This is a genomic window from Brachybacterium sp. YJGR34 (genome assembly GCF_003347015.1).
In the GTDB taxonomy this organism is placed as follows: Bacteria; Actinomycetota; Actinomycetes; order Actinomycetales; family Dermabacteraceae; genus Brachybacterium.
In genome coordinates this window covers 64,281-75,077 of the sequence record NZ_PNFB01000009.1, presented here as the reverse complement: position 1 = coordinate 75,077, position 10,797 = coordinate 64,281, and the positions used below count along the sequence as shown (strand labels likewise).

The window sequence follows — 10,797 nt, the reverse complement described above, 5'->3', positions numbered from 1 at the left end:
ACAATGGGCCGATGCCCATCATCGATCTGAGCCATGACCTCCGAGCAGGCATGGTGACCGCTCCCGGCCTGCCCGCCCCCGAGGTGGACGAGCATCTCTCCTACGAGGACTCCGCGTCCGTCTACGCCGAGGGCACGGAGTTCCTGATCTCCCGGGCCTCGATGGTGACCAGCACCGGCACCTATCTCGACGCTCCGCGGCATCGCTACCGGGACGGCGAGGACGTGGCCGAGGTGGCGCTGGAGCGCTGCGTGGAGCTCCCGCTGCTCGTCCTCGATGCCCCCGCCGAGGGCGAGATCGGCGGCGAGCTCCTCCCGGACGACGTCACGGGCTGCGCCGTGCTGTTCCGGACCGGATGGAGCGCGCACTGGGGGACGCCCCGGTATGGATCCCCTGAGCACCCGCATCTCCACGTCGAGACCGCCCGCCTGCTCGCCTCCCGGGGCGCGGCGCTCGTCGGCATCGACGCCGTGAACGTCGACGGGACCGAGGACGGCGAGCGCCCCATCCACTCGACCCTGCTGCGTGCCGGGATCCTGATCGTCGAGAACCTGACCGGGCTCGAGGCTCTGCCGGCCCGCGGCGCGACGTTCACCGCCGCCCCGCTGCCGTTCCGCACGCTGCCGTCGTTCCCCGTGAGGGCCTACGCGCGCCTTCAGTGATCCGGCAGCTCCGGGGCCGACGGGCCGCCTGATCAGCCCCCGACGCCGCGGCGCACCATCTCGTCGATCCAGGTCGGAGCGAAGGGCGAGGTGCAGTTCGGCGGCGTGGGGTAGTCCTTGAGCACCTCGAGCCGCACGCCGATGTCCCGTGCCCGCTCGCGGAGGGCGCGGTGATGGATGCCGATCTGGGCGAGGCAGTCGTTCATCGCCCACTGCAGGCGCGGCGCGGCGTCCTTCATCTGGGCCTCGATCCGGTCCAGCAGGGCGTCCAGGTCCAGGCCGTCGGGATCCTTGACCACACGGTCGCTGGTCAGCGCCCAGCCGGCGCTCGCCACGACGGGGTCGGGATCGGTGAACCACGCCGTGCGCAGCTCCTCGCGGTGCGGGCTCTTCTTCACGATGTAGCTGACCAGCCAGTCGTGGACCTTCGGGGTGCCCGCCTCGCGGAGCATGGCATCGAGCTCCGCCGCCGAGTACTGTCTGGGCCGGGACACCAGCAGGGCCAGCAGGCGCAGGGTCACGTTCCCGCTCGCCCAGAGCACCGGGGCGAGGTCCGGCCGGCTCTTCAGCCGCTTGGCGATCGCGCGGAGCGCGGTGAGGTTCACGGCGTGGGTGTCGCCGCGCTTTTCGTTGACCGCTCGGATCCGCGGATCCTCGAGCGCGGCGATCTCCACGGCTAGCGCGTCCCGCTCCGCCGCGAGCGCCGCGGGGTCCCCCTGCTGGGTCTGGGTCATACCGGTTCCCTCCATCGAACGATCGGATCAGGGTACTGCGCCGCCGCCGCTCGCCACTCGGGATACTGGTCCGATGACGGATGCCCCGCCGCCGTACACCGGCTCCGATTTCTACTGCGATGTCGCGATCCCGGATCCAGGCGCGCTGGAGGTGGTCCACCATGACGAGCGGGTCCTCGCCTTCCACCACACGCGTCCCTTCTGGGAGACCCACGTCGTCGTGGTCCCCACGCGTCACCTCCCCTCCCTCACCGAGACTTCCGCACAGGACGAGGAGGACCTGCTCGCCCTGCTGACCGTGTTCCGCGAGGTGGCGCGGCAGGTGGAGCGGGAGCACGGCGCGGCCGCGGTGCTCACGAACCTCGGCGCCTACCAGGACTCGAAGCACCTCCACGTCCACATCCACGCCGGGCCGCGGAGACGATGAGCACCGCCCAGCGGGCGCACAATGAGCCCATGAGCACCGCGGACCTCCCACCCGGCGCGCCGCGCAGCGCCTTCCTGAGCAGCTCCGACCAGCCGGCGCGGATCGTCGCGAGCGAGGTGCTCGGCGGCTGGGTGCTGCAGATCGGCGGCATCGAGCAGTCCCACGTCGATCTCGAGGATCCCACCCGCATCGTCCACGAGTACCTCCGCCGCATGGCCAACGTGCTGGATCGGGCGTGGCCGCGGCGCCGGCCCCTGCGGATCGCGCACCTGGGCGCGGGGGCGCTCACCCTGGCCCGCTATGTGCAGGCCACGCGCCCCGGCTCGGCGCAGCTGGTGATCGAGATCGAGCGGGAGCTGCCCACGCTGGTCACCACGGCGCTGCCGATGCCCGAGGGCACCGACCTCGAGGTCGTCATCGGCGATGCGCGCGACCAGCTCGCGGCGCAGGAGGGCCGGTGCTTCGACGCGATCGTGCTCGACGTCTTCTCCGGGCAGGAGAGCCCCGCGCACCTGGCGTCGCAGGGCTTCTACCGCGAGGCGCTGACGCATCTGGTGCCCGACGGGCTGCTGCTGGTCAACGTCGGCGACGACGCCGGCCAGCGCTTCCTGGCCGCGCAGGTGCGCGCGCTCGAGGACGCCGCCGCGGAGGCAGGGCTCTCGGGCGTGTGGACGCTGACCCATGCCGCGCTGCTGGAGCATCCGGCCGACGGGAACATGGTGCTGCTCGCGGGCGGCGCCCTCTCCTCCCCCGAGGTCGAGGACTGGCGGGCGGGCTGGGAGCGGGACGGGCCGCATCCCGGCGCGGTGCTCGACCCGGCCCAGACCCTCGCGGCCTTCGCCGATCGCACCGGTCCGCGGTGATCCGGGTACCACGCGGCGGAGCCGACCGGTAGCGTCGGGGACGGGGCGCATCCTCCCGCTCCGCCGCTCATCGAGGAGTCGACCGCATGAGAGAGCACGCCGTCCGCGTCCACCGCTCCGCGGAGGACCTGCCCCGGGCTCAGCAGCTGGCCTGGGTGATGGCCGAGGTCGCCGCGGACCCGGTGGAGGTCGAGCCCGCGGTCCGGGAGATGATCATCAACCGGATCATCGACAACGCCGCGGTCGCGATCGCCGCCGTGCGGCGCGGCCCCGTCGCCTCCGCCCGCGCCCAGGCCCGCAGCCATCCGGTCTCCACCGGCGGTCGCGGCGCCACCATCCTCGGCCTCGGCGAGCGCCGCTCCGCGGAGTGGGCGGCCTGGGCGAACGGGGTCGCGGTGCGCGAGCTGGACTTCCACGACACCTTCCTGGCCGCCGAGTACTCCCATCCCGCGGACAACATCCCGCCGATCCTCGCCGCGGCGGAGCACGCCGGAGCCGATGGCGCCCAGCTGCTCCGCGGCCTCGCCACCGGCTACGAGCTGCAGGTGAATCTCGCACGGGCCATCTCCCTGCACGCCCACAGGATCGACCACGTCGCGCACCTCGGCCCGTCGGCCGCCGCCGGCATCGGCACCGTGCTGGGACTGGGCACGGAGACGATCTTCCAGGCCATCGGCCAGGCCCTGCACACCACCACCGCCACCCGGCAGTCCCGCAAGGGCGAGATCTCCACCTGGAAGGCGCACGCCCCCGCCTTCGCCGGGAAGATGGCGGTGGAGTCGGTGGACCGCGCGATGCGCGGGCAGACCTCCCCGGTGCCGATCTACGAGGGCGAGGACGGGGTGATCGCCTGGCTGCTGGACGGTCCCGAGGCCCGCTACGTCGTCCCCCTGCCGGAGCCCGGGGAGCCCAAGCGCGCCATCCTCGACACGTACACCAAGGAGCACTCCGCGGAGTACCAGGCCCAGGCCTGGATCGACCTGGCGCGGAGGCTGCACCGCGAGCACCCCGAGGTCGCAGACCCCACGAAGGTGGTCTCGATCCGGATCCGCACCTCGCACCACACCCACCGCGTCATCGGCTCCGGGGCGCAGGACCCGCAGAAGTACGATCCGGGCGCGTCGCGGGAGACCCTCGACCATTCGCTGCCCTACATCGTCGCCGTCGCCCTGCAGGACGGGCGCTGGCACCACGTGGACTCCTACACCCCGCAGCGCGCCGCCCGGGCGGACACGGTGGCGCTGTGGCAGCGGATCACCACCGAGGAGGACCCGGCGTGGACCCGCCGCTACCACTCCCCCGATCTCGCCGAGAAGGCCTTCGGCGGCGCGGTGACGATCACGCTGGCCGACGGCACCGTCCTCGAGGACCAGATCGCCGTGGCCGATGCGCACCCCCTCGGCGCCCGGCCCTTCGCCCGGCCGCAGTACGTCGAGAAGCTCCGCACGCTGAGCGAGGGGCTGGTCGCCCCGGAGGAGCTGGAGCGCTTCCTGGCCGCCGCCGAGGCCCTCCCCGCGCTGGGACCCGGCGAGCTCGGACAGCTCACCCTCACCGCCGCCGAGGGGATCCTCGAGAGCACCTCCGGGCCGGAAGGACTGCTGTGATGCTGCACGCCACCAGGACCGCCTCCCAGAAGCGCCAGGACCTGCGCGCCCTGCTGGTCCCGGGCGCCGCGCACCCCTTCCCCGGCGCGTTCACGCCGCTGTCCGCGCAGCTCATCGAGGAGAAGTGCTTTCCCGGGGTGTACCTCTCCGGGGCCGTGATCGCCGCGGAGCTGGGCCTGCCGGACATCGGGCTGACCACCCTGAGCGAGGTCGCCGCGCGCGGCGGCCAGATCGCGCGCTCCACCGACCTGCCGTGCCTGATCGATGCCGACACCGGCTTCGGCGAGCCGCTGAACGCCGCGCGCACCGTCCAGCTGCTCGAGGACGCGGGGCTGGCCGGCTGCCACATCGAGGACCAGGTCAACCCCAAGCGATGCGGGCACCTCGACGGGAAGGCGACGGTGGACCGGGAGACGGCCATGCGTCGGATCCGCGCCGCGGCCGACGCCCGCCGGGATCCGGACTTCCTCGTCATGGCCCGCACCGACGTGCGCGCCGCCGAGGGCGTGGACGCCGCCGTCGACCGGCTGAGGGCCCTGGTGGACGCCGGCGCCGAGGCGGTCTTCCCGGAGGCGCTGGAGAGCCTGGCCGAGTTCGAGCAGGTCTGCACCGCCCTGGACGTCCCGGTGCTGGCCAATATGACGGAGTTCGGCCGGACCCCGCTGTTCACCCGCGCACAGCTGGCCGAGGCCGGGGTGGCGATGGCGATCTATCCGGTCACCCTGCTGCGCGCGGCGATGGGGGCGGCCGAGCGCGTGCTCGAGACCCTCCGGGCCGAGGGCTCCCAGGCCTCGCACGTCCCGGAGATGCTGACCCGTGCGCGACTGTACGAACTGGTGGATTATGAGGGGTACACCCGCTTCGACGCCGCGATCGCCGGCGCCGAACCGCCCACCACCCCTACTCCGCACACCGACACCGTTGTCGATCCCAGGAGCCCGTCATGAACCAGTCCACCGCCGGCAGCGAGATCCACAAGGGACTGAACGGGGTGATCGCCGACGTCTCCGCGATCTCCAAGGTCAACCCCGAGACGAACTCGCTGCTCTACCGCGGCTACCCGGCACCCGAGCTCGCCGCCACCCAGAGCGTCGAGGCCGTCGCGCATCTGCTCTGGCACGGTGAGCTGCCGGACCAGGAGGAGCTGGCCGCCGCCACCGCGCACGAGCGCGGCCACCGCGAGCTCGCCCCCGAGGTCAGGACCGTGCTGGACGCGCTGCCCGTCACCTGTCATCCGATGGACTCGCTGCGCACCGCCGTCTCCGTGCTGGGAGGTCTGGACCCGGCCGCACACGACTCCTCCCGCGCGGCGGAGCTCGAGAAGGCGCGCACCCTGTTCGCCCAGCTGCCGGCGGTGATCGCCTACGAGCAGCGGCGCCGCCGCGCCGGCGGCCCCACGGAGCCGATCCCGCCGCGCGGGGACCTCGACTACGCGCAGAACATGCTGTGGATGACCTTCGGCGAGGACGCCGCCGACGAGGTGGTCGACGCCTTCCGGATCTCGATGGTGATGTACGCCGAGCACTCCTTCAACGCCTCGACCTTCACCGCCCGCGTCATCACCTCCACCCTCTCGGACCTGCATTCGGCGGTGGCCGGCGCCATCGGCGCGCTCAAGGGGCCCCTGCACGGCGGGGCGAACGAGGCGGTGCTGCACACCTTCGACGAGATCGGCATCCGCCCCGGGGAGAGCGCGCAGGAGGCGAAGGCCCGGGCGCAGGCCTGGCTGGAGGAGGCCCTGGCGCAGAAGCGGAAGATCATGGGCTTCGGCCACCGGGTGTACACGCACGGCGACTCGCGCGTGCCCACCATGAAGGCGGCGCTGGACGCGATGATCGCCCACTACGAGCGGCCCGAGCTGCTGGGCCTGTACGACGGGCTCGAGCAGGCGATGGAGGAGGCCAAGGGCATCCGGCCCAACGTCGACTACCCGGGCGGGCCGATGTACCACCTCATGGGCTTCGACACCGAGATGTTCACCCCGCTGTTCGTCGCCGCCCGCATCACCGGCTGGACCGCGCACATCATGGAGCAGCGCGCCGCGAACTCCCTGATCCGCCCGCTCGCGCTGTACGAGGGGCCCGAGGAGCGGTCCGTGCCCGGGGCGTGAGGGCGCCGGCTGCTCCATGTACATCCCTCCGCGCGGGTCCTAGGCTCGGTCCATGAGCGCCGACGATGCCGCACCGGATATCAAGCCCCGCAGCCGACAGGTCACCGACGGGCTGGCGGCGACCACCTCGCGCGGCATGCTCCGCGCCGTGGGGATGGGCGACGAGGACTGGGACAAGCCGCAGATCGGCATCGCCAGCTCCTGGAACGAGATCACCCCCTGCAACCTGTCCCTGGACCGGCTCGCCCGCGCCGCGAAGGAGGGCGTGCACGCCGGCGGCGGCTATCCCCTGCAGTTCGGCACCATCTCCGTCTCCGACGGCATCTCGATGGGCCACGAGGGCATGCACTACTCGCTGGTCTCCCGCGACCTCATCGCCGACTCCGTCGAGACCGTCATGCAGGCCGAGCGCCTGGACGGCTCGGTGCTGCTGGCCGGCTGCGACAAGTCCCTGCCCGGGATGCTCATGGCTGCCGCGCGCCTGGACCTGGCCAGCGTGTTCGTCTACGCCGGGACGATCATGCCCGGCCGGGTCACCCTCACCGACGGCACCGAGAAGGACGTGACGATCATCGACGGCTTCGAGGCCGTCGGCGCCTGCGCCCGCGGGCGGATGAGCCGCGAGGACGTGGGCCGCATCGAGCGCTCGATCTGCCCGGGAGAGGGCGCCTGCGGCGGGTTCTACACCGCGAACACCATGGCCACGGTCGCCGAGGCGATCGGCATGTCGATCCCCGGCTCGGCGACGCCGCCCTCGGCCGACCGCCGCCGCGATGCCGACGCCCGCCGCGCCGGCGAGGCGGTGGTGGGGATGCTCCGCGCGGGCATCACCTCCGGCGACATCATGACCAAGGCCGCCTTCGAGAACGCGATCGCGGTGGTGCAGGCCTTCGGCGGCTCCACCAACGCGGTCCTCCACCTGCTGGCCATCGCCCATGAGGCCGATGTCGACCTCACGCTCGAGGACTTCGCCCGGATCGGCGCGACGGTCCCCCATCTCGCCGATCTCAAGCCCTACGGCCGCTACGTCATGAACGACGTCGACCACGTGGGCGGGATCCAGGTGGTCATGAAGACGCTGCTGGACGAGGGGCTGCTGGACGGCGACTGCCTCACCGTCACCGGCCGCACGATCGGGGAGAACCTCGAGGTCCTCGCCCCGCGCCCGGCCGACGGCACGGTGCTGCGCCCCGCCTCCGCGCCCCTCGCCCCCACCGGCGGCATCACGATCCTCCACGGCACGCTCGCCCCGGAGGGCGCGGTCGTGAAGTCCGCAGGCTTCGAGGCCGAGGTCTTCGAGGGCACCGCCCGGGTCTTCGAGCGGGAGCAGCAGGCGCTGGACGCCCTGAACGACGGCACCATCACCCACGGCGACGTGGTGGTCATCCGCTACGAGGGCCCCAAGGGCGGGCCCGGCATGCGCGAGATGCTCGCCATCACCGGCGCGATCAAAGGCGCGGGGCTCGGCAAGGACGTGCTGCTGATGACCGACGGACGCTTCTCCGGCGGCACCACCGGGCTGTGCGTCGGCCACATCGCTCCGGAGGCGGTGGACGCCGGGCCCATCGCGTTCGTTCGCGACGGGGACCGGATCCGGCTGGACGTGGGATCGGGCGCGCTGGATCTGCTGGTGGACGAGGAGGAGCTGGCCGCGCGCCGGGAGGGCTGGGAGCCGCTGCCGCCGACGGTCACCAAGGGCGTGCTGGCCAAGTACGTGCAGCTGGTCAGGTCCGCGTCACGCGGCGCGATCCTCGGGGGCTGAGCCCCGCGCGCACCTCCCCCGCGCTCCCGTCGACGGCGACGATCTCGCCGTCGCGCAGCTCCTCCCAGGCGCCGGGCACGGCGAGCACGGCCGGGATCCCCACCTCCCGCGCGACGATCGCGGCGTGCGAGAGCGCTCCACCGGTGCACGTCACCACGGCGCCGGCGAGGGCGAACAGCGGTGTCCACGCCGGGTCGGTCGCCCGGCACACCAGCACGTCACCGGCCTGGACGGCCCGGAAGTCCTGCGGGCCGCGCAGACGCCGCACCCTCCCCGTCGCGGTGCCGCCGCTGCCCGGGGTGCCCCGCAGGACGCCCGGCTCGGATCCCCTGGGGAGAACCGGCGCCGGCACCGCGGCGGTGATCGGACGCGCCTGGACGAGGTGGACCGCCCCGCCGGCGAGCACCCACTCGACATCGACCGGGGCGCCGAGGAGGCTCTCGACCCGTCGGCCGAGGGCGTCGATCTCCCGCACCCGCTCCCGGGACAGGCACGGCGTCCCCGCCGCACGCGACGCGCGGATCCCGCGGGCGTCGATCCGCCAGGACTCCGGGTTGACCTGCCCGCCCACGAGCCGCTCCCCCGGTCCGGGGGCGGCCTCGAGGATCCGCTCCTCCCCGGTGAACAGCACTCCGGAGACCTCGGCGTCGAGATGGTGCTGGATCAGCACGGCCATCTCCGACGGGCCCCCGGCGCGATAGGCGACGGCGCGGTCCGAGTACAGCGAGGCCCAGCAGCGCAGGATCGCCGCCCCCACGGCCTCGGTGCCGTGCACCGGGAGGATGCTCTCGTGCTGACCGGCGGCCGAGGCACCCGCCCCGTCCTCCGTGGTGGCCGAGGAGCGCACGGCGTGCTCTCCCGGCCCGAGCACGGCGTCCAGCTCGACCAGCAGCTCCGCCGCGAGCGGGCCGCGCAGGATCTCCCGGCGCAGCACCTCGGGCGTCTGGCGGGCGGGGTCGAGTCCTCGGCCCGCCAGATGGCGGCGGAAGCGGGCCGCCGGCACCACGACGCCGTCGGGGACGGGGAACCCGGCCCGCAGCAGCCGCCCCAGGGTCGCGGCCTTGCCGCCGTCCTCGGCGCGGGCCGCGGACAGGCTCCGGATCCTCATCCCGCGACCCCCGCCAGGTGGGAGAGCTCGTTGAGACACCGGATCCGCGGCGGCTCGTCCCGCTCGAGCTCGAGGATCGTCAGACCGGTGCTGTCGATCTCCGCGAGGGACATCCAGCGTTCGGGCGGGGCGCCGAGCGCGGCGCGCACCAGCCACGCCACCTGGTACGCGTGGGTCACGAGCACCTCGTGGCTCGCCCGCGCACCGGGAGGGTTCGGGACGGCGAACCGGGCCAGCAGCTGCGCGGCCCGCTGCCCGCCCTCCGCGATCTCCGCCGCCCCGACACCGTCGAAGAACGCCCGACGGACCGGGGAGAGACGGTCGAGATCGGGGACCTGGGGGACGTGGTCAACGAGCTCGGGCGCCTCGTCGACGAGGACCCCCGGCCACGTGCCCGCGATCTCCGCCGCGGAGTCGGCGGCGCGCGGGAGCGGAGAATGCCACACCACGTCGATCGGCAGCGCGGCGAGACGCCGGCCGAGCCGCCGTGACTGCTCCCGCCCGCGTTCGGTGAGCACTCCCCAGGCATCGGCCTCACCGTGCCGGGCGACGTAGAGGGTGCGCCGGGTCATCGTGAACACCCTCGGCTCGAGAGCAGGTCCTGATGCAGCTCCGCCCAGACCACGTGGCAGGAGAGGATCCCGACGCCCGTGACCCAGCCCAGCCCCTCGGTGCGGGCACGGCGCAGGGCGAGGTCGTACTGGGCCGGGTAGCGGCCGAAGCGGGGACGGATCGCCACCAGGTCCGCGAGCACGCTCCGCAGCGCCGCCCCGTGCTCGCCGAGCGGGGCGAGCAGCTCCTCGGGCGCGTCCTCGGCGGAGCCGGCCGCGGTGGAGCGCAGCTGCCACCGGGAGACGGTCTCGACGAAGGGACCGTTGATCTCCTCGAACCGCGCGGCGGCGGTGTCGAGCACGGGGCGTCCCCCGTCCCGGTCCGCCTCGGCCGCGAGCAGGCCGCGCAGGTGCTCGAGCCCGTGCTCGGTGGGCAGCCAGCCGGAGGATCCCCCGACGCTCATCGACTCCACGTGGCCGGCGTCCCGGGCGGCGGCGAGCACGGCGCGCAGGTCCGCCGCGCGCAGCAGGGCACGGTCCGCCACGCCCTCCTCGTCGGCGTAGCCGGCCAGGCGCAGGGCCTGGAGGGTGAGCAGCTCGGCATCGGATCTCATGACCGCGCCGCCGGTCGCTGCGCGAGGCGCTGGGTGCGCTGCTGCGCGGCCTGCGGGGAGCGCAGGGAGAGGTCCTCCGCGATCTGCGCCCAGGTCAGGCCCTCGGCGCGGGCGGTGAGCAGCAGAGCCGACTCGAGGGTGTCGAGATCCGCGCGGGCGGTCTCGATCAGGCGCAGCGCGGCCCGCAGGTCCTCGGCCGAGGCGGCGCCGGGATCCCGGTTCGCCCGCCACAGCGCGAAGCGCAGCAGGGTCTGGTCCTCGGGGGCCTGGGCCGGGTGCCGCCAGGGCGCGGTGGGCAGCTCGTCCGCGCCGGCGGCGCGGAGGTGGTCTCGGGCCCTCTCAGGATCGCTCATAGGACACAG

12 protein-coding genes are annotated in these 10,797 nt (G+C 73.6%); 7 read left to right on the top strand and 5 right to left on the bottom strand.

What is annotated here, in order from left to right:
- Positions 1-11 precede the first annotated feature (11 nt).
- Positions 12-662, top strand: a complete 651-nt coding sequence (locus CXH06_RS09950) for a cyclase family protein (RefSeq protein WP_114855027.1) — start codon at positions 12-14, stop codon at positions 660-662.
- 32 nt (positions 663-694) lie between these two features.
- Here CXH06_RS09950 and CXH06_RS09945 read toward each other — a convergent pair whose 3' ends face one another.
- Positions 695-1,396: a DNA alkylation repair protein gene (locus CXH06_RS09945; RefSeq protein WP_198684056.1), complete on the bottom strand. Its 702-nt coding sequence runs from the start codon at positions 1,394-1,396 to the stop codon at positions 695-697.
- Positions 1,397-1,469: 73 nt separating this feature from the next.
- Here CXH06_RS09945 and CXH06_RS09940 point away from each other — a divergent pair, with 73 nt between their 5' ends.
- The 6 genes from CXH06_RS09940 (at position 1,470) to ilvD (ending at position 8,162) form a co-directional block, all read left to right on the top strand.
- Complete coding sequence (locus CXH06_RS09940; protein ID WP_114855025.1) at positions 1,470-1,823, top strand: HIT domain-containing protein; 354 nt, start codon at positions 1,470-1,472, stop codon at positions 1,821-1,823.
- A gap of 29 nt (positions 1,824-1,852) precedes the next feature.
- On the top strand, positions 1,853-2,686 hold the full coding sequence (locus CXH06_RS09935; RefSeq protein ID WP_114855024.1) for a spermidine synthase: 834 nt from the start codon (positions 1,853-1,855) through the stop codon (positions 2,684-2,686).
- An 86-nt stretch (positions 2,687-2,772) separates the two neighbouring features.
- Entirely contained in the window at positions 2,773-4,290 is a 1,518-nt protein-coding gene (locus tag CXH06_RS09930) for an MmgE/PrpD family protein (RefSeq protein ID WP_114855023.1), read from the top strand.
- Positions 4,290-5,237 carry a methylisocitrate lyase gene (prpB, locus tag CXH06_RS09925; protein ID WP_114855022.1) on the top strand — a complete coding sequence of 316 codons (948 nt, stop codon included), beginning with the start codon at positions 4,290-4,292 and terminating at the stop codon, positions 5,235-5,237. Before CXH06_RS09930 ends, prpB begins: the two co-directional genes overlap by 1 nt.
- Positions 5,234-6,400: a bifunctional 2-methylcitrate synthase/citrate synthase gene (locus CXH06_RS09920; protein WP_114855021.1), complete on the top strand. Its 1,167-nt coding sequence runs from the start codon at positions 5,234-5,236 to the stop codon at positions 6,398-6,400. The genes prpB and CXH06_RS09920 overlap by 4 nt, the downstream gene beginning before the upstream one ends.
- Positions 6,401-6,452: 52 nt before the next feature.
- A complete protein-coding gene (gene ilvD, locus CXH06_RS09915) occupies positions 6,453-8,162 on the top strand; it encodes a dihydroxy-acid dehydratase (RefSeq protein WP_114855020.1) in 1,710 nt (569 codons plus the stop codon).
- Here ilvD and CXH06_RS09910 read toward each other — a convergent pair.
- The 4 genes from CXH06_RS09910 to CXH06_RS09895 are packed head-to-tail and all read right to left on the bottom strand — an operon-like array spanning position 8,125 to position 10,788.
- Positions 8,125-9,270 (bottom strand): PEP/pyruvate-binding domain-containing protein, encoded by a 1,146-nt coding sequence (locus tag CXH06_RS09910; RefSeq protein ID WP_114855019.1) that lies wholly within the window; start codon positions 9,268-9,270, stop codon positions 8,125-8,127. The two genes, ilvD and CXH06_RS09910, sit on opposite strands and share 38 nt — an antisense overlap.
- Positions 9,267-9,842 carry a histidine phosphatase family protein gene (locus CXH06_RS09905; RefSeq protein WP_114855018.1) on the bottom strand — a complete coding sequence of 192 codons (576 nt, stop codon included), beginning with the start codon at positions 9,840-9,842 and terminating at the stop codon, positions 9,267-9,269. Before CXH06_RS09905 ends, CXH06_RS09910 begins: the two co-directional genes overlap by 4 nt.
- Positions 9,839-10,435 carry a hypothetical protein gene (locus CXH06_RS09900; protein WP_114855017.1) on the bottom strand — a complete coding sequence of 199 codons (597 nt, stop codon included), beginning with the start codon at positions 10,433-10,435 and terminating at the stop codon, positions 9,839-9,841. The genes CXH06_RS09905 and CXH06_RS09900 overlap by 4 nt, the downstream gene beginning before the upstream one ends.
- Positions 10,432-10,788 (bottom strand): hypothetical protein, encoded by a 357-nt coding sequence (locus tag CXH06_RS09895; RefSeq protein ID WP_114855016.1) that lies wholly within the window; start codon positions 10,786-10,788, stop codon positions 10,432-10,434. Before CXH06_RS09895 ends, CXH06_RS09900 begins: the two co-directional genes overlap by 4 nt.
- Positions 10,789-10,797 lie beyond the last annotated feature (9 nt).